18 protein-coding genes are annotated in these 16983 nt (G+C 64.0%); 12 read left to right on the top strand and 6 right to left on the bottom strand.

Annotated elements, in window-relative coordinates:
- Positions 1–42: 42 nt before the first annotated feature.
- Positions 43–1530, bottom strand: coding sequence for a molybdate ABC transporter ATP-binding protein ModF (gene modF / locus EDY99_RS03175; protein ID WP_123062155.1), 1488 nt, complete (start codon positions 1528–1530; stop codon positions 43–45).
- A 90-nt stretch (positions 1531–1620) separates the two neighbouring features.
- Positions 1621–2412, bottom strand: a complete 792-nt coding sequence (modE, locus tag EDY99_RS03180) for a molybdenum-dependent transcriptional regulator (protein WP_123061454.1) — start codon at positions 2410–2412, stop codon at positions 1621–1623.
- Between the two features lie 189 nt (positions 2413–2601).
- Between modE and EDY99_RS03185 the strand changes: the two genes are divergently transcribed.
- The 9 genes from EDY99_RS03185 to modC all read left to right on the top strand — a co-directional run bounded on the left by EDY99_RS03185 (position 2602) and on the right by modC (position 11330).
- Positions 2602–4761: a TonB-dependent siderophore receptor gene (locus EDY99_RS03185; RefSeq protein ID WP_123061455.1), complete on the top strand. Its 2160-nt coding sequence runs from the start codon at positions 2602–2604 to the stop codon at positions 4759–4761.
- A 4-nt stretch (positions 4762–4765) separates the two neighbouring features.
- Positions 4766–5761, top strand: coding sequence for an ABC transporter substrate-binding protein (locus tag EDY99_RS03190; RefSeq protein ID WP_123061456.1), 996 nt, complete (start codon positions 4766–4768; stop codon positions 5759–5761).
- A 1-nt stretch (position 5762) separates the two neighbouring features.
- Positions 5763–6536, top strand: a complete 774-nt coding sequence (locus EDY99_RS03195) for a trans-aconitate 2-methyltransferase (RefSeq protein ID WP_123061457.1) — start codon at positions 5763–5765, stop codon at positions 6534–6536.
- A 1-nt stretch (position 6537) separates the two neighbouring features.
- A complete protein-coding gene (locus EDY99_RS03200; protein ID WP_069100584.1) occupies positions 6538–7563 on the top strand; it encodes an iron ABC transporter permease in 1026 nt (341 codons plus the stop codon).
- Positions 7560–8348, top strand: coding sequence for an ABC transporter ATP-binding protein (locus EDY99_RS03205; RefSeq protein WP_123061458.1), 789 nt, complete (start codon positions 7560–7562; stop codon positions 8346–8348). Before EDY99_RS03200 ends, EDY99_RS03205 begins: the two co-directional genes overlap by 4 nt.
- A 146-nt stretch (positions 8349–8494) precedes the next feature.
- Positions 8495–8644: an AcrZ family multidrug efflux pump-associated protein gene (locus tag EDY99_RS03210; RefSeq protein WP_004939813.1), complete on the top strand. Its 150-nt coding sequence runs from the start codon at positions 8495–8497 to the stop codon at positions 8642–8644.
- A gap of 158 nt (positions 8645–8802) precedes the next feature.
- A complete protein-coding gene (gene modA / locus EDY99_RS03215) occupies positions 8803–9576 on the top strand; it encodes a molybdate ABC transporter substrate-binding protein (RefSeq protein ID WP_089185634.1) in 774 nt (257 codons plus the stop codon).
- Positions 9573–10262 (top strand): molybdate ABC transporter permease subunit, encoded by a 690-nt coding sequence (gene modB / locus EDY99_RS03220; RefSeq protein ID WP_015377003.1) that lies wholly within the window; start codon positions 9573–9575, stop codon positions 10260–10262. The genes modA and modB overlap by 4 nt, the downstream gene beginning before the upstream one ends.
- Positions 10263–11330, top strand: coding sequence for a molybdenum ABC transporter ATP-binding protein ModC (gene modC, locus EDY99_RS03225; RefSeq protein ID WP_016928697.1), 1068 nt, complete (start codon positions 10263–10265; stop codon positions 11328–11330).
- A gap of 31 nt (positions 11331–11361) precedes the next feature.
- On the opposite strand, the gene EDY99_RS03230 is transcribed toward modC, so the two are convergent.
- Positions 11362–12180 carry a pyridoxal phosphatase gene (locus EDY99_RS03230; protein WP_033652412.1) on the bottom strand — a complete coding sequence of 273 codons (819 nt, stop codon included), beginning with the start codon at positions 12178–12180 and terminating at the stop codon, positions 11362–11364.
- A gap of 178 nt (positions 12181–12358) precedes the next feature.
- Between EDY99_RS03230 and pgl the strand changes: the two genes are divergently transcribed.
- Positions 12359–13354, top strand: coding sequence for a 6-phosphogluconolactonase (gene pgl / locus EDY99_RS03235; RefSeq protein ID WP_046896812.1), 996 nt, complete (start codon positions 12359–12361; stop codon positions 13352–13354).
- 64 nt (positions 13355–13418) lie between these two features.
- On the opposite strand, the gene EDY99_RS03240 is transcribed toward pgl, so the two are convergent.
- Positions 13419–13901 carry a kinase inhibitor gene (locus tag EDY99_RS03240; RefSeq protein ID WP_042783877.1) on the bottom strand — a complete coding sequence of 161 codons (483 nt, stop codon included), beginning with the start codon at positions 13899–13901 and terminating at the stop codon, positions 13419–13421.
- Positions 13902–13933: 32 nt separating this feature from the next.
- Entirely contained in the window at positions 13934–14902 is a 969-nt protein-coding gene (gene dmeF, locus EDY99_RS03245; RefSeq protein WP_123061459.1) for a CDF family Co(II)/Ni(II) efflux transporter DmeF, read from the bottom strand.
- 78 nt (positions 14903–14980) lie between these two features.
- On the opposite strand from dmeF, the gene EDY99_RS03250 reads away from it, so the two are divergent.
- Both EDY99_RS03250 and EDY99_RS03255 read left to right on the top strand, forming a co-directional pair.
- Positions 14981–15256: a metal/formaldehyde-sensitive transcriptional repressor gene (locus EDY99_RS03250; RefSeq protein ID WP_025301915.1), complete on the top strand. Its 276-nt coding sequence runs from the start codon at positions 14981–14983 to the stop codon at positions 15254–15256.
- Between the two features lie 2 nt (positions 15257–15258).
- Positions 15259–15660 (top strand): YkvA family protein, encoded by a 402-nt coding sequence (locus EDY99_RS03255; RefSeq protein WP_047025679.1) that lies wholly within the window; start codon positions 15259–15261, stop codon positions 15658–15660.
- 4 nt (positions 15661–15664) lie between these two features.
- Here the strand turns inward: EDY99_RS03255 and bioA are convergent, their stop codons facing one another.
- A complete protein-coding gene (gene bioA, locus EDY99_RS03260; protein ID WP_042783879.1) occupies positions 15665–16939 on the bottom strand; it encodes an adenosylmethionine--8-amino-7-oxononanoate transaminase in 1275 nt (424 codons plus the stop codon).
- Between the last annotated feature and the right edge of the window lie 44 nt (positions 16940–16983).

Below are 16983 nucleotides of genomic sequence, written 5' to 3' on the forward strand. Positions count from 1 at the left end.
TGTGCTGCGGTGAAGTGTTGCCGGATATGTTTACGCCGCGTTTCAGGCGGAGGTCGCCTCCAGCCGCTGGTGTTGATAGCCGTAGCCGCCCTCGCCGTCGGGCACGAAGCTGAGGCGGTGGGTGATGCACTGCGGCGCATCTTCGGCATGGTGCGAAACGAACAGCAACTGCGTGGCGCCCTGGCCGATCAGCACGTCGATGAAGCGGCGCACCAGCTGGCGATTGAGCGGATCCAACCCTTGCAGCGGCTCGTCGAGGATCAGCAGCGCCGGGTGCTTCACCAGCGCGCGGGCGATCAGCGCCAACCGCTGTTGGCCCCAGGAAAGGCTGTGGAACGGGGCGTCACCGCGCGCGCCGTCGAGCCCGAGCAGCGCCAGCCATTGCTCGGTCAGCTGCCGCTGGCGATCCGAGACCGCCTGATAAATGCCGATCGAATCGAAGAACCCCGACAGCACCACGTTGCGCACGCTGGTGTTGACGCGATAATCCAGATGCAGGCTGCTGCTGACGTAGCCGATATGGCGTTTGATTTCCCAGATGGTTTCCCCGCTGCCGCGGCGGCGGCCGAACAGCGTCAGATCGTTGCTGTAGCCCTGCGGGTGATCGCCGGTGATTAAACTGAGCAGGGTGGATTTGCCGGCGCCGTTCGGACCGACGATCTGCCAGTGTTCACCAGGGTTAACCTGCCAGTCGAGATGATTGAGGATCGGCCGATCGTTATAACTGACCACGCCGTCACGCAGGACGATCAGCGGACGATCCGCCGGCAGGGCCTCTTTTTGCGTCGGATCCTCCGTTTCCGGCAGCGCCAGCCCGCTGAGATTTTCGCTGTGCGCCAGCTGCGCCACTAGCGCGTCCGCCATCACCTGGCTGCGCGGCCCGCGGTTGGTCAGGGTGCAGTCCGCCAGCACGCCCACCTGCCGGACAAAATCCGGTATTTCGTCGAAACGGTTGAGCACCAGCACCACGGTTTGGCCCTGGGCGGAAAGCTCGCTCAGCAACGCGGCGAGCTGCGCGCGCGAGTGCACGTCCAGCCCGTCGAAGGGTTCATCGAGGATCAGCAGGTCGGGCTGCGGCATCAGCGCGCGGCACAGCAGGGTTTTACGCGTTTCGCCGGTAGACAGGTATTTGAAGCGGCGCGTCAGCAGGGCGGTAATGCCGAACTGCGCGGCCAGTCGCTCACAGCGCGCGGCGTCTTTCACCTCTTCCTGAATGATCTCCGCCGCGGTACGGCCGGTGTCGTCTTCGTCCGCGCTGAGCAGATCGGTATTGTTGCGTTGCCACTCGTCGCTGACCATCTTTTGCAACTGTTCGAAGGAGATGCGCACCGCATGCTGAAAGTCGCTGCGGCGTTCGCCGCGCAGCAGAACCAGTTCGTCGGCCAGCGCGCGCGCCAGGGCGGATTTGCCGCTGCCGTTGGCGCCGACGAAGGCCCAGCTTTCACCGGCCTGGATCGCCAGCGCTTCCAGCGTCAGGGTGCGGGTATCGCTCAAGCGGAATGAACCTTGCGAAATGTGCAACGACGACATCACCTGTTCCTTTTTTTGCAATTATTTGCCTTAGAAATAGGCGCATTGCCGGGTGATGTCAATCAACAAAAACGCAACATCACGTTGCGCTTAACACAACGTGGCGACAATCACCCGATCGGCGTTGAACAGGGCGTGTACGGCGTCGCCGACGCTCAGCTGCAGGCGCTGCAGCTCCGCCGTCGTCAGGGTGGCGCACAGGGTTTCGCCGCCCGCCAGCGTCACCAGCACCTCGCTGTGTTCGGCGCCTGGCTGAATGCCAGCCACCACGCCCGCCAGCGCATTATCCGCGTCGGCGTTATCGGCCGCATCGACGCTCAGACGCACCCAGGGCGCCTTGATCAGCGCCAGCACCTCTTTGCCGGGCGTCAGCTGCAGCCGATCGGCGCTTTGCTGGGTAATGGCCGCCGTCAGGCGAGTGCTGCCGTCGTTCAGCAGGATCGCCAGATGCTGCTGTACCTGCTGGTGGTCGCGTTCGATCACGGTGCCGAAAAACTGATTGCGCGCGCTGGTTTGCAGCGAGAAGCGCGAGATGGCCGCCAGCAGGCTGTCGAGCGGCAGATCGTCCTGCTGCAACACGTCGAAAGCTTTTTGCTGCACCTGGCCCAGCAGGTCATACAGCTGGATCAACCGCTGGCCATAGTGCGTCAGCTGCGCGCCGCCGCCACCTTTACCGCCGGTGGCGCGTTCCACCACCGTTTGTTCCGCCAGCTGGTTCATTTCATTGATGGCGTCCCAGGCGCTTTTATAGCTGATGCCCGCCAGTTTGGCGCCCTGGCTGATGGAGCCGGTGTGCTGCACCTGTTTCAGCAGCGCGATGCGGCGCGGATCGGCGAACAGCTTTTGCTGGAGTTTGAGAGTCAGAAGAATTTCGGCCTGCATAGCGCATCCTGTCGGCGGCAAAAATCTTATTGTCGCCGATTTGGCGGCAAAGCGCCAAACGCAGTGCGGTGGAGCGCGGGGCAATAAAGACTGGCATTGCTTTGTTGTTATAATATAACATAACAGAAAAACGATAAGGCTTTACGCCGGCTTACGGCCGGTTTTTATTTCACCACAGGGATGCTCCACATGAGTACGACACGCCGGCGTCTTGTCACGCCCAGAAAATCTTTATGCCTTGCCGCTTGGGTCGGCGGCGCACTGACGGCGCCGCTGGCTTTCGCTGCCGACTGCGATAAAGCCCGCAATGCCACGGGGTGCGAAGAACAGCTCACCGTGGAGGCGGCGGCCCCCGCCGGGCGCTACGATGCGTTGAGCGCCGTGAGCCGCAGCGCTTCGCAGCTCGGGCTGACCGCTCGGGAAACGCCGCGCAGCGTCGATATCATCAGCGCAAGAGCGATCCAACAGCGGGGCGACCGCTCGCTGGCCGCCGCCGTCGAGCATGCCACCGGTCTGTCCGGCGTCGCTTCGCCAACGTTGTCCAATAACTTTTCCGCGCGCGGTTTCCGGCCTATCGCCTGGTTGTATAACGGCGTGGAGATGCCCGGCAGCACGCTGCAGCTGGGCGATCCGGCGCATTACGACAGCATCGAGGTACTGCGCGGGCCGGGATCGGCCTTGAACGGCCTGAGCGCCGCGGGCGGCAGCGTCAACCTGATCTCGCGGCGGCCGACCTTCAGCCGCCAGCCGCTCGAGCTCGATTATGGCTTCGGCAGCTACCGCAGCCAGCGTCTGCATCTGGGGGCCGGCGGCGCGCTGGTGGACGATGCGGTGGCGTACCGGTTGGACGTCAGCGGCAACGACAGCGGCAGCAACGTGCAGTATGAACGCGATCGGCAGAAGCGGGTTTCCGGCTCGCTGCTGTTTAAGCTGACGGACGATGCGCTGTTGACGCTTAGCCTGGACCGCATGCTCAACCGCACCAACAACCCTTACTACGGCACGCCGCTGCTGGACGGGCGCATTGCCGGCGAGCTGCGCGACATCAATTACAACAACCTGACCGACAGCCGCATCCAGAGCAACGCCACCGCATTTCAGGCCAGTCTGGACTGGTTTATGACGCCCGAAGTGGAATGGCATAACCAATTCTATTACTACAGCGGCTTTCGCGAATGGCGCAACGTCGAGCGTTTCCGCGTCGCGGCGGCGGCCCGGCCCGGCGACGTCAACCGCGACTCCTTCGGCGCCCTGGCGCACGACGACGATCTGATCGGCAACCGCAGTTCGCTGGTGTTCGATCGCGCCATCGCCGGTTTCGATAACCGGTTGCTGGTCGGCTTCGATCTGAGCAAGCGGCATTTTCAGTACTACTCGAACGGTTTCCCTGGCTCCGAAGACGTACCGCTCGGCGCGCCGCCCAGAGAGCCGTTCGCCCAGGGTACCGACCGCCAACGCGCGCCGGTGCGCCACGTTACCCAGAACCAGTACGCCGCCTTTCTCGAGGATCGCTTCAGCCTGACCGAGCGTTTAGCGTTGCTGGGCCAGCTGCGCTACAACCATATGAACATGGACTGGCGCTTCCAGGGGCCGCAGGAAGAGAGCCGCGCGCACTCCTATGTTTTCAGCACCTGGAGCCTGGGCCCCAGCTATGCATTGACCGATAACCTCACGCTCTACGCCAACTACACCACCGGCCAGGAGCCGGGCAACGATTTGTTCTTCCTCAGCCCGGCGCAGACCGATCTGCCGCTGACGCGAGCGCGTCAGTGGGAGGCCGGTGCCAAAGGGGTGTTTTGGGATAACAAGGGCGAGGCGACGCTGGCGCTGTACGAACTGCGCAAGGACAACCTGTTTGTGCCCGACGTGCAGCGGCCGGATGCGTTGAACGCGGTAGGCAGGCAGACGTCGCGTGGCATCGAGCTTGGCGTGGTGCTGCGTCCCGACGAACGCTGGGAGCTGGCCGGCAATGCCACCTACACGCACGCCCGCTACGACGACTATCGCGGCGGTAGCCCGCTGCGCAGCTACAACGGCAATCGCCCGGCCTATATCCCGGACTGGACCGCCAACCTCAGCGTGCATTATCAGGCGACGGCGCGCCTGGGGCTGGCTTCTTCGCTGCGCTACGTCGGCAGCAGTTATAACGACGACGCCAACCAGCGTAAGATGCGCGCGTACACCACGCTCGATCTGGCGGCGGACTATCAGCTGACGCCGATCGTCGATGTTGGTTTCCGCATTCGCAACGCCACCAACCAGCTGTACGCCTATCAGCGCACCTACCCGGATCAGGCGCTGATCGCGCCGCCGCGCAGCTATGAAACCTTCGTGTCGGTCAGGTTCTGACGGCGTGAAACGATCGCTCTATCCGTTGTTGTGCGCCCTGGGATTGGGCGGGGGCGTGCCGCTGCACGCTGAGGCCGTCGGCCTGCAAAATTGCGGGGTCATGCGCGATTACCCGCAGCCGCCGCAGCGGGTGCTGGTTTATGCCAATCCGGCGCTGGAAAACCTGCTGGCGCTAGGACTGGCTGGCCGCGCAATCGGCGTGGTCGGGTATGACCGCGCGCGCGATCCCGCGCCGACGGCGTCGGTCGATGCGCTGCGGGTGCCCGTCAGCCCGGCGCCGCCCACGGCGGAAGCGTTGCTGCTGATGCGGCCGGATTTTGTCTATTCGGCCAGCTATTACTGGCTGCACAGCCCGGAAACGCCCGATCGGGCGCGGCTGGCGGAATGGGGCATCGGCACTTATCTCTCTCCCGGCGCCTGCAGCGGCCAGCAAAGCGCGATCGCCGCCGCGCTGACGTTTGAAGACATCTTCACCGAGCTGCGGGAGCTGGCGCGCATTTTCAACGTCAGCCGCGCCGGTGAAGCGCCGATCGCGCGGCTGCGCGGGCAACTGCAGGCGTTTGAGGCGCAGCGCGCGCCGCTGCCGCATTTGCGTCTGCTGTGGTGGTATGCCGGCACGCAGACGCCCTACGTGGCGGGCTGCTGCGGCGCACCAGGTTTGCTGAGCCGCAGCGTCGGCAGCGAGAACCTGTTCGGCGATCGGCCCGAGCTGTGGCCGACGGTGTCCTGGGAGGTTATCGCCGCCCGCGATCCGGATGCGATCGTGCTTGGCGATCTGCCGCGCGGCGGCTTCGGCGACAGCGCGGCCGACAAGATCGCCTTTCTGGAGCATCACCCGCTGACCGCGACGCTGCGCGCCGTGCGTCAGCGGCGTTACGTGATCCTCCCCGGTTACGACATGGACCCTTCCGCCCGCACCGTGGCGGCGCTGGGCCGTTTGATTCGGGGCCTGGAGGCCTTGCCGCCGCAGACCCCGACGTTTTCCAACAAGGAACCTTGATATGACTGCCGTTTCATCATCTCTATCTTCTTCGCTTTCTTCACTGCTGGACGCCTGGGATCGTCAGCAGGCGGCCTACATCGCCGAGCGGGAAGCGCGTTTTAACGCCCAGCTCGAGGTGCTGGCGCTGGCCGCCGGCCAGGATTTTCACGTGGTGGATCTGGCCTGTGGCCCGGGATCGCTGAGCCTGCGCATTTTGCAGCGCTTTCCGCAGGCCAGGGTAACCGCCATCGATCTCGATCCGCTGCTGCTGGCGGTGGCGCGCGGCGCGCTGGCGGAGTATGGCGATCGGATCCGCATTCTGCAGGCCGATCTGGCGGATCCAGCCTGTTTTTCCGCGCTGTCTGGCCCTGCACCGCAGGCGGCGGTGTCCAGCACGGCGCTGCACTGGCTGATGCCGGAGCAGCAGCTGGCGCTGTACCGTAACGTCGCCGGGCTGCTGGCCGACGGCGGCGTGTTCCTCAATGCCGATCATCAGCGCTATGACCACCGTCAGCCACGGCTGAAAGCGTTGGCCGAGCGGCACGATGAGCAGACCCAACAGCGCGCCTGGGACAACGGCGTCGAGGATTGGGATCGCTGGTTCGCGAGCGCGCTGCAATTGCCGGCGTTGGCCGCTTATCAGGCCGAGCGTGAGGCGCTGTTCGCCGGCCGCCCGGTGCCGCCGCCGACGCCGGTGGATTTCCAGCTCGCGGCCCTCAGACAAGCCGGTTTCAGCGAGGCGGCGACGGTGTGGCAGCTATTAGACGACTATGTGATCGCAGGCTGGAAATAGCATGAGTCGGCGGTTACTGCCCGGCCGTGAGGCCGGCTGGCTGGTGCTGCTGGCGGCGGCGCTGCCGCTGGCTCTGCTGGGCGCCACCTTGTCGGGGCCTGCGCCGATCGCGTGGCATGACGCCTGGCGCATCGTGCTCGGGGTGAGCGGCGGTGCGCAGACCGATGCCGAGGTGTATCAGCGCATCATCTGGTCGTTGCGGATGCCGCGCGCGCTGCTGGCGGCGCTAGCCGGCGCCGGGCTGGCGTTGGCGGGCACCGTGCTGCAGTCGCTGACCCGCAATCCGCTGGCCGATCCTTGGGTGCTGGGCATCTCCTCCGGCGCCGGCGTGGGGGCGGTAACGGTGCTGGTATTGGGATTGGGGGGCGGCCTGCTGTCGGTGTCCGGCGGGGCGTTTATCGGCGCGCTGGGGGCATTTGCGCTGGTGATGTTGCTGGCCGGGCGTTCGCTGCAGGGGGAGTCCACGCTGTTTATTCTGGCCGGGGTGGCGGTGACGCAGCTGCTCTCCGCACTGACTTCGCTGATCACCCTCTGGCAGGCGGACGCCAACGCCACGCGCGGCGTGATGTTCTGGCTGCTGGGATCGTTCAGCGACGCACGCTGGCCACAGGTAGGGCTGTGCGGGCTGGCGCTGGCGGCGACGCTGCTGCTTTGTTGGCTGCGGGCGGGGGAGCTGGACGCGCTGGCGTTCGGCGGCGTGACCGCCGCTTCGCTGGGGGTGGCGGTGGCCCCGCTGAAACTGCTGCTGTATGTGGTGACCACCGCGCTGACGGCGGCGATCGTCGCGTTCAGCGGCGCGGTGGGGTTTATCGGGCTGACGGTGCCGCACGTCGCCCGGCGGCTGGTCGGCTCGCGGCATCGTCTGCTGTTGCCGGCCAGCGCGCTGTGCGGCGCGTTGTTCGCCGTGGCGGCGGACACCCTGGCCAGAACGCTGTTTGCTCCGCGCGAGTTGCCGGTCGGCGTGTTGACGGCGCTGTTGGGAGTGCCGGTATTCCTGCTGTTGCTGTATCGGAAGGTCAATACATGACGGTTGAAAAAACGCGTTCTGGCCTGTGCGCCGAGGGGGTAAGTTGGCGAGCGGGCACGCGCACGGTGTTGGAAAACCTCAGTTTCTGCGCTTTGCCCGGTGAGATCACCGGCGTGCTCGGCGTCAACGGCAGCGGTAAATCCACGTTGCTCAAGCTGCTGGCCGGGCTGCAGCCCGCCGCCGGCGGCCGCGTTTGGCTGGAAGGGCGCGAAATCGCCGCGTTTTCCGCGCGGGAGCGCGCCAGGCGCATCGCCTTTCTCGAGCAATCCGCCCCCGGCGCCTTCGCGCTGCCGGTGAAGGAGGCGGTGCTGCTGGGGCGCCTGGCCCATATCGGCCGCTGGCGCGGTTTCGGCCCCGAAGATCGCCGTCTCGCCGGGCAGGCGATGGAGCAAGTGGGCATCAGCCACCTGGCCGATCGCGATTGGCAGCGGCTGTCCGGCGGCGAACGGCAGCGGGTGCACCTGGCGCGCGCGTTGGCGCAGCAAACGCCGTGGCTGCTGCTGGATGAGCCCGCCAACCATCTGGATATCGCCCATCAGCAGCAGTTTATGGCCTTGCTGCGGCGGCTGAAGCTCAGCGTGGTGGTAACGCTGCACGATCTGAATCTGGCCGCCTGCTATTGCGATCGGGTGGCGCTGCTGCAGCGGGGCAGGGTCTGTGCGGCAGGTGCGCCGCGGCAGGCGCTGACGCCGGAGAACATTCGCGCGGTGTACGGGGTGGAGGCCCGGCTGGCGGCGCCCGCCGGCTATGCGCCGCCGCTGATCTATTACCCCGCACCGGCATGAGCCCGGTGGAAAGGGCACGTTTAGCCGATCACAATTTCGCCCCGCTGGCTAAAATAACTCCGGTTTTACCGATTTTTTTGGGTTAGAATAACCCGATATGCGGTGAAAGGCATTTGCCGCTCAATGGGCAGTTAAGCGAGGCTATCATGTTGGAATTATTGAAAAGTCTGTTGTTTGCCGTGGTCATGGTGCCGGTGGTCATGGCGCTCATTCTCGGCTTGATCTACGGTTTTGGCGAAGTGTTCAACGTCTTCTCCAAAGTGGGCCGTTCGAAAGAAAACCGCACCCAGCACTGACCGTTCCCCATCCCGATACCCGTCGGCATCGCCCGGCGGGCATTCCTCAAGTTATCTCACGCTTTGCCGATAAACCGCATGACAAGCTTTCGCGCAACGTTATATTATTTTTTATATAACGAAGAGTGATAATGCACGTTAACTTGCGGAGAAAAACAATGAAACAGCAATGGACCAAATGGGTTGGCGGGATCGTGTTGGCATCGGGCCTGGTGGCACAGGCTTCGGCGGCGGAAAAGATCACCGTGTTCGCCGCCGCGTCGCTGACCAACGCGCTGCAGGACATCGCCACCCAGTATCAAAAAGGCAAGGATGTGCAGGTGGTTTCCTCCTTTGCGTCCTCTTCGACGCTGGCGCGCCAAATTGAGCAGGGCGCCCCGGCCGATCTGTTCATCTCCGCCGATCAACAGTGGATGGATTACGCCATCGACAAGCAGCAGATGGTGAAAGACACCCGCTATACGCTGCTGGGCAACGAACTGGTGCTGATCGCCGCCAAGAGCGATAAGCAAGATAAGATCGCCATCGACAAGCAGACCGACTGGACCAAGCTGCTCAACGGCGGCCGTCTGGCGGTGGGCGATCCGGATCACGTGCCGGCCGGTATCTACGCCAAAGAGGCGCTGGAACACCTGGGCGCCTGGAGTGCGCTGGAGCCGAAACTGGCGCGCGCCAACAACGTGCGCAGCGCGATGGCGCTGGTGGAGCGCGGTGAAGCGCCGCTCGGCATCGTCTACGGCTCCGACGCGGTCGCCAGCGACAAGGTGAAAGTGGTAGGCGTATTCCCGAAAGACAGCCACAAACCGGTTGAATATCCGATGGCGATTGTGAAAGATCGTCAAAATCCGACGGTCAGCGCTTTCTATACCTATCTGAAGGGCCCGGAAGCGGCCGCTATTTTTGAACATTATGGATTCACCCCGCGTAAATGATTCTGAGTGAGTACGAGTGGCAGGCGGTTGAGCTGAGCCTGAAAGTCTCCGGTTTGGCGGTGGTCTGCAGCCTGCCGTTCGGCATTCTGATGGCCTGGGTGCTGGTGCGTTGCCGCTTTCCCGGCAAGGCACTGCTGGACGGCGTCATTCACCTGCCCCTGGTGCTGCCCCCGGTGGTGGTCGGCTATTTGCTGCTGATCGCCATGGGGCGGCGCGGCGTCATCGGCGAGTGGCTGTACGACTGGTTCGGCTTCAGCTTCAGCTTTAGCTGGCGCGGCGCCGCGCTGGCATCGGCGGTGGTGGCGTTTCCGCTGATGGTGCGCGCCATCCGGCTGGCGCTGGAGGCGGTGGATACCCGGCTGGAGCAGGCGGCGCGCACGCTGGGCGCCAACCCGTGGCGGGTGTTTTTCACCATCACGCTGCCGCTGTCGCTGCCCGGCGTCATTGTCGGCGTGGTGCTGGCCTTTGCCCGTTCGCTGGGGGAGTTCGGCGCCACCATCACCTTCGTCTCCAACATTCCCGGTGAAACCCGCACCATTCCGCTGGCGATGTATACGCTGATCGAAACGCCGGGGGCGGAGGCCGCCGCCGCGCGTCTGTGCGTGATCGCCATCGTGCTGTCGCTGGCTTCGCTGATGGTGTCCGAATGGCTGGCCCGCTGGGGCCGCAAACGGATGGGGGTGTAAATGCTGGAGCTGGATTTCTCGCAGCAGCTGGGCGACCTCAATCTCAACGTCCGCGCCGATTTGCCGGCGCAGGGCATCACCGCGATTTTCGGCCTGTCCGGCGCGGGTAAAACTTCATTGATCAACGCCATCGGCGGCCTGACCCGTTTGCAGCAGGGGCGCATCGCGCTCAATGGCCGCACGCTGGTGGATACCGCCGCGGGCCTTTGCCTGCCGCCGGAAAAGCGCCGCATCGGCTACGTGTTTCAGGATGCGCGGCTGTTCCCGCATTATCGGGTGCGCGGTAACCTGCAGTACGGCATGGCGGCCGGCATGCGCGCGCAGTTCAATACCATTGTCGAGCTGCTGGGCATCGGGCCGCTGCTTAATCGGCTGCCGCTGACGCTCTCCGGCGGTGAAAAACAGCGGGTGGCGATCGGCCGCGCGCTGCTGACCGCGCCGGAACTGCTGCTGATGGACGAGCCGCTGGCCTCGCTCGATCTGCCGCGCAAACGCGAGCTGCTGCCGTATCTGGAGCGGTTGGCGCAGGACGTCAACATCCCTATCCTCTACGTCAGCCATAGCCTGGACGAGATCCTGCGCCTGGCCGAGCAGGTGATGGTGCTGGATCGCGGCGAGGTGCGCGCGTTCGGCGGGCTGGAAGCCGTCTGGGCCAGCAGCGCGCTGCGGCCGTGGCTGCAGCGTGAAGATCAGAGCAGCGTGCTGCGCGTCAGCGTGATTGAGCATCATCAACGCTATGCCATGACCGCGCTGGCGCTCGGCGATCAAAGGCTGTGGGTCAGCGGTATCGACGCCGAACTGGGCACCCAGCTGCGCATTCGCATCAACGCCGCCGACGTCTCGCTGGTGCTGCAACCGCCGGTCAACAGCAGCATTCGCAACGTCTTGCCGGCCAAGGTCAGCGAGTGTCTGGACGTGGACGGGCAGGTGGAAGTGAAGCTGGCGGTTGGGGAACACGTGCTGTGGGCGCGCATCACGCCCTGGGCGCGAGACGAACTGGCGATCCGCCCCGGGCAGTGGCTGTACGCGCAGGTGAAAAGCGTGTCGATCAGCCGCGAGAGCCGTTAAGGCGGGCCCTCCCGGCGGGAGGGCGAAAAGACTACAGCACGCGGGTGCGGATCACCTCGGCGATGCCCGGCTGCAGGTTATCGGCGATCACCAGATCGGCGCGTTCCTTGATCGCGTCATCGGCGTTGCCCATCGCCACGCCCAAACCGACCGCTTCCAGCATGCTGATGTCGTTGTAGTTGTCGCCGAACGCCACCACCTGATCCATGCTCAGCCCCTGCGACTCCACCCATTGGCGCAGGCGTTTGCCTTTGCTGTTGCCGCCTTTGGCGATATCCACCTGATCGTGCCAGGACCATTCGCACGCCAACCCCAGCTCTTTTTCCACCGTGTCGGCAAACTCGCGCAGCGCCGGAATATCGGCGTGCGAGGTGGCGAATTTCCAGATCGCCTGCGCGTCGTCGGCCGCCTGCGCCAGGCTGCCGACCTGCAGCAGCGTCGGGCGCTGCGCCGCAGGCAGGGTTTCGGCCCAGGCCAGCGAGCGAGTCACGTGGCCGCTCGGTTCCTGATACAGCATGGCGTCGTCAACGTACATCAGCCCGTGAATGTCGGTCTGTTTGAGCATCTGCAGCACCTGTTTGGCCTGCTCCTTCGCCAAGGGATCGGCGGCCAGCACTTTTTTCTGCTGAAAATCATACAGGTAAGTGCCGTTGCAGCAGATGGCCGGCGTGTCAATCTGCAGCGCCTGGTAGAACGGATGGATGGCGACGTGATGGCGGCCGGTGACCACCACCACCTGGACGCCGGCGGCGCGCGCCTGCGCCAGCGCTTCCAGCGACTGCGGTAAGATGCGTTTTTGATTGTCCAGCAGGGTGCCGTCAAGATCGAGGGCGATGACGCGGTAGCTCATAGGGTTCTCGTTATCGTTAGCCATAAAATTAATCCGATGGTACACCGGATAGCCAATGGAGAAAACCGCGTGAGCTTCCGGTGCTAAGCAGGGTTGCCATGCGACGGATGTGCGGTAAGCTAGGGACAAGCGAACGGCCTGAAACCGGTTCCTCTTTTACCCTTTGCAAGGAGAACACATGAAGCAAATCGTTTATGTCGCCAGCCCGGAGAGCCAGCAGATCCACGTCTGGCAGTTGGACGACGCCGGCGCGCTGGCGCTGCTGCAAACCGTTGACGTGCCGGGCCAGGTGCAGCCGATGACCCTTCATCCGGACAAGACTCACCTGTACGTCGGCGTGCGTCCGGCGTTCGGCATCGTCAGCTACCGCATCGAGGCGGACGGCACGCTGCAGCAGGCCGGCATGGCGCCGCTGCCGGGCAGCCCGACCCATATCTCCACCGATTTGCAGGGGCGTTACCTGTTCTCCGCTTCCTACAGCGGCAACTGCGCCAGCATCAGCCCGATCGGCCACGACGGCGTGGTCACGGCGCCGATCCAACAGATCGACGGCCTGAGCGCGCCGCACTCCGCCAACATCGATCCGACCAACCAGCTGGTGCTGGTGCCGTGTCTGAAAGAAGACCGCATCCGTCTGTTCAACCTGAGCCTGGCGGGCCAGCTGACGCCGCACGCGCAGGACGCGGTGGATATCGCCGCCGGCGCCGGTCCGCGCCATATGGCGTTCCACCACAACGACAAGTTCGCTTATTGCGTCAACGAGCTGAACGGCACGGTGGACGTGCTGGCCATTTCGGAAAACGGCGGCAAATACACCGTGACGCAAACGCTGGATATCATGCCGGACGATTTCGACGGCACCCGCTGGGCGGCGGACATTCATATCACGCCGAACGGCCGCTTCCTGTACACCAGCGATCGCACCGCCAGCATTCTGACCCTCTTCAGCGTCTCCGAAGACGGCGGCACGTTGAGCGTGGTCGGCTATTATCCGACCGAAGCGCAACCGCGCGGTTTCAATATCGATCACAGCGGCCGCTTCGTGATTTCGTCCGGCCAGAAGTCCGATCACATCGCGGTGCATGAAATTGATCAGGCCAGCGGTCAGCTGACTATGTTGGCGCGTTATCCGGTGGGCAAAGGCCCGATGTGGGTAAGCGTGCTGGCGAAGTAATTCGGCGGGCAGAGCAGAAAAGCGCGGTTCGGTTGAGCCGCGCTTTTTTATGGGCGGAGATCAATCAGTTGAACATCACCGTCAGCGTGGCGCTGCCGAGGCTGTGGAAATGCACGTTAAAGCCCACCAACGCGCCGCTGGAGCCTTCATCCACCTCAATGCTTTCCACGTCCAGCGCATGCACGGTGAACTGATAGCGGTGGCGTTCGCCATTCGGCGGCGCGGCGCCGCCGTAACCGGCCGAGCCGAAGTCGGTACGGGTTTGCAGCGCGGCGCTCGGCAACGGCGCTTTGCCGGAGCCTGCGCCCTGCGGCAGCTCGCGCACGTCGGCCGGAATATTGGCCACCACCCAGTGCCACCAGCCGGAGCCGGTCGGGGCATCGGGATCGTACAGGGTGACGACGAAGCTTTTGGTGCCGGCGGGCACGCCGTCCCAGGCCAGGTGCGGCGACAGGTTATCGCCGCGGTAGCCCATGCCGTTGAAGACCTGCGTCTGCGGCATTGTGCCGCCGTCCTGCAGATCGTTGCTGTACAAACGAAAAGCCATAATGACTCCCAGTTGTCGATAAACGCGGACCCTTAAGCTAGATCTTTTCGGTGGAACAATACAACCCCTTGCGCCAGAGGCGGACGGTTGATCTCGACGGTGACATGCACCAGTTCGGGACGCGCGGCCAACAGTTGGCGCACCCGATCGGCGGTGAGGGCGCGATCGGCGCTGCTCAGGGCGAGGACGCAATGATATTTTCCTTTGCCGATGCGGCCTACATGCAAATCGGTCAGCGTGAGCGCGTGGCCGGAAGCGGCCAGGGCCTGGCGGATCTCTTGCGCCACCGGGGCGTCCATTTCGGCATCCAGCAAAATCTTTCCGCTATCGCGCATCAGGCTATAGGCCCAGGCGGCCACCATCACCGCGCCGACGATGCCCATCAAAGGATCGAGCCAGGCGGCGCCCCAAAGCTTGCCGCCGAACAGCGCGACGAGGGCCAACACCGAGGTGGCGGCGTCGGCGATGACGTGGATATAGGCGGAGCGCAGGTTGAGGTCATGATGATGGTCATCGTGGTCATCCCCGTGATGATGATGGTGGCCGCCACCGCGCAACAGCCAGGCGCAGAGCAGGTTGACGGCCAGCCCGATCGCGCCGATGGCGATGGCTTCGTTGTAATGAATCGGGCTGGGATTCAGCAGCCGCTGCCCAGACTGAAACAGCATCAGCGCCGCCACCAGCACCAACAACACCGCGCTGGTGTAACCGGCCAGCACTTCGATCTTCCAGGTGCCGAGGCTAAAGCGGCGATCCTTGGCCAGCCGGCGTGCGGCGCCGTAAGCCAGCACCGACAGGCCCAGGGCCAGCGCGTGCGAACTCATGTGCCAGCCGTCGGCCAGCAATGCCATCGAGTTAAACAGCCAGCCGCCGGCGATCTCGATAGCCATCATACTGGCGGTGAGTATCACCGCCCATCTGGTGTTTCTTTCGGCCAATGGGTTACCATCGTCAAAAACGTGGCTGTGCTCGCGGTGCAAAACGGGCGCGTGAGACGTCATGGTGAAGTTCCTCAGCAAAAGATAGTGTGCTGAAATATACTATACCCCAGTATAGTAAATAACAATCAGGCGGAAATGATGAGCCATACCCACAGAGATCAAAAGAAGCTGTTGGCGCGGGTGCGCCGCATTAAAGGGCAGGCCGAAGCGCTGGAGCGCGCGCTGGAGAGCGGCGGCGAATGTTCGGCTGTTCTGCAGCAGATCGCGGCGGTGCGCGGCGCGGTCAACGGCCTGATGGCGCAGGTGCTGGAAGGGCATGTGCGCGAACATCTGGCTGCCGCGGACGCTACGCCGCAGCAGCGCGAGCAGGACATCGAGCAATTGATGACCGTTTTACGTTCTTATATGAAGTAATCATGATTTCACTGAAAAAACGCACGCCGTGGTTCGGCTGGCTGCGCCGTTGGGCCAAAGGCATCAAGCGCGATATCTACGCGCTGTGGCTGGCCGCCCGTGATAAGCGCACCCCGTGGTACGCCAAGCTGATCGCGCTGCTGGTGGCCGGCTATGCGATCTCACCGATCGATCTGATCCCGGATTTTATTCCGGTGCTGGGCTATCTGGACGATGTGATCATCGTGCCGTTGGGCATCATGTTGGCGGTGCGGCTGATCCCCAAACCGCTGATGGCCGAGCTGCGCGAGAAGGCGCAAAAGCGCGTCGATAATCCCACCGGCCGCATGGCGGCGGCGATGATCATTGTACTGTGGCTGCTGTGTTTGGGATTGCTGGCCCGCTATCTGGACCAGCATTGGTAAGGCATTAACGCGCGGCGGCGGCGACGGCGGCGGTCAGGCGGCTGAGCTGGTCCGCTTCGATGATGTAAGGCGGCATCAGGTAAATCAGCTTGCCGAACGGCCGGATCCATACCCCGCGCTCGACGAACCCGCGCTGCAGCTCGGCGACATCCACCGGTTCGCGCATCTCCACCACCCCAATCGCGCCCAGCACCCGCACGTCGGCCACCTTCGGCAGCGCCGCCAACGGCAACAGTTCCCGCTTCAACTGGGTTTCGATGGCGCTCACCTGCGCCTGCCAGCGATTTTCCGCCAGCAGCGCCAGACTGGCGTCCGCCACGGCGCAGGCCAGCGGATTGCCCATAAAGGTCGGCCCGTGCATAAAGCAGCCGGCCGCGCCGTTGCTGATGGTCTCCGCCACATGGCGGGTAGTCAAGGTGGCGGAAAGGGTCATATAGCCGCCGGTCAGCGCCTTGCCCAGACAGAGAATGTCCGGCACCACCTGCGCGTGCTCGCAGGCGAACAGCTTGCCGGTGCGGCCGAAACCGGTGGCGATCTCGTCGGCGATCAGCAGCACCTGATGGCGATCGCACAGCTCGCGCACCCGCTTGAGATAGGTCGGATGGTAGATGCGCATGCCGCCGGCGCCTTGCACCACCGGTTCCAGAATCACCGCCGCCACTTCACCGGCGTGCTGCTCCAGCAGCGCGGCGAACGGCGCGATATCCTCTTCACGCCATTCCTCGTCGAAGCGGCACTGCGGCGCGGTGGCGAACAGGTGCGGCGCCAGATACCCCTGATAGAGGCTGTGCATCGAGTTGTCCGGATCGCAGACCGACATCGCGCCGAAGGTATCGCCGTGATAGCCGTGGCGCAGCGTCAGGATGCGCTGCCGGCGCTCGCCGCGCGCCTGCCAGTACTGCAGCGCCATTTTCAGCGACACTTCTACCGCCACCGAACCAGAGTCCGCCAGGAACACGCACTGCAGTGCTTCCGGCGTCATTTCCACCAGCCGACGGCACAACGAGATGGCGGCCGGATGGGTAATGCCGCCGAACATCACGTGCGACATCTTCTCCAACTGCTGGCTGGCGGCCTGATTCAGGCGCGGATGGTTGTAACCGTGGATCGCCGCCCACCAGGAGGACATGCCGTCCACCAGACTCCGGCCGTCCGCCAGCTGCAGTTCGACGCCGCTGGCCGATTCGATCGGGTAACAGGGTAACGGGCGGCTCATGGAGGTGTAGGGGTGCCAGATATGGCGTTGGTCAAACGCCAGGTCGGAAGCGGTGACAGACATTGTTGTAAACCAAATTGGGTTAAGATTGGTTGACAGTATATCCA

It is taken from the genome of Serratia sp. LS-1 (genome assembly GCF_003719595.1).
Taxonomy (GTDB): Bacteria; Pseudomonadota; Gammaproteobacteria; order Enterobacterales; family Enterobacteriaceae; genus Serratia; species Serratia ureilytica.

Excerpts from the sequence above, each read along its gene's own strand:
- modB (WP_015377003.1), top strand. The coding sequence starts at position 9,573 with ATGATTCTGAGTGAGTACGAGTGGCAGGCGGTTGAGCTGAGCCTGAAA.
- modE (WP_123061454.1), bottom strand. The coding sequence starts at position 2,412 with ATGCAGGCCGAAATTCTTCTGACTCTCAAACTCCAGCAAAAGCTGTTC.
- EDY99_RS03250 (WP_025301915.1), top strand. The coding sequence starts at position 14,981 with ATGAGCCATACCCACAGAGATCAAAAGAAGCTGTTGGCGCGGGTGCGC.
- modC (WP_016928697.1), top strand. The coding sequence starts at position 10,263 with ATGCTGGAGCTGGATTTCTCGCAGCAGCTGGGCGACCTCAATCTCAAC.
- EDY99_RS03255 (WP_047025679.1), top strand. The coding sequence starts at position 15,259 with ATGATTTCACTGAAAAAACGCACGCCGTGGTTCGGCTGGCTGCGCCGT.
- modA (WP_089185634.1), top strand. The coding sequence starts at position 8,803 with ATGAAACAGCAATGGACCAAATGGGTTGGCGGGATCGTGTTGGCATCG.
- pgl (WP_046896812.1), top strand. The coding sequence starts at position 12,359 with ATGAAGCAAATCGTTTATGTCGCCAGCCCGGAGAGCCAGCAGATCCAC.
- EDY99_RS03185 (WP_123061455.1), top strand. The coding sequence starts at position 2,602 with ATGAGTACGACACGCCGGCGTCTTGTCACGCCCAGAAAATCTTTATGC.
- EDY99_RS03240 (WP_042783877.1), bottom strand. The coding sequence starts at position 13,901 with ATGGCTTTTCGTTTGTACAGCAACGATCTGCAGGACGGCGGCACAATG.
- EDY99_RS03205 (WP_123061458.1), top strand. The coding sequence starts at position 7,560 with ATGACGGTTGAAAAAACGCGTTCTGGCCTGTGCGCCGAGGGGGTAAGT.
- EDY99_RS03210 (WP_004939813.1), top strand. The coding sequence starts at position 8,495 with ATGTTGGAATTATTGAAAAGTCTGTTGTTTGCCGTGGTCATGGTGCCG.
- modF (WP_123062155.1), bottom strand. The coding sequence starts at position 1,530 with ATGTCGTCGTTGCACATTTCGCAAGGTTCATTCCGCTTGAGCGATACC.
- EDY99_RS03195 (WP_123061457.1), top strand. The coding sequence starts at position 5,763 with ATGACTGCCGTTTCATCATCTCTATCTTCTTCGCTTTCTTCACTGCTG.
- bioA (WP_042783879.1), bottom strand. The coding sequence starts at position 16,939 with ATGTCTGTCACCGCTTCCGACCTGGCGTTTGACCAACGCCATATCTGG.
- dmeF (WP_123061459.1), bottom strand. The coding sequence starts at position 14,902 with ATGACGTCTCACGCGCCCGTTTTGCACCGCGAGCACAGCCACGTTTTT.
- EDY99_RS03200 (WP_069100584.1), top strand. The coding sequence starts at position 6,538 with ATGAGTCGGCGGTTACTGCCCGGCCGTGAGGCCGGCTGGCTGGTGCTG.
- EDY99_RS03230 (WP_033652412.1), bottom strand. The coding sequence starts at position 12,180 with ATGAGCTACCGCGTCATCGCCCTCGATCTTGACGGCACCCTGCTGGAC.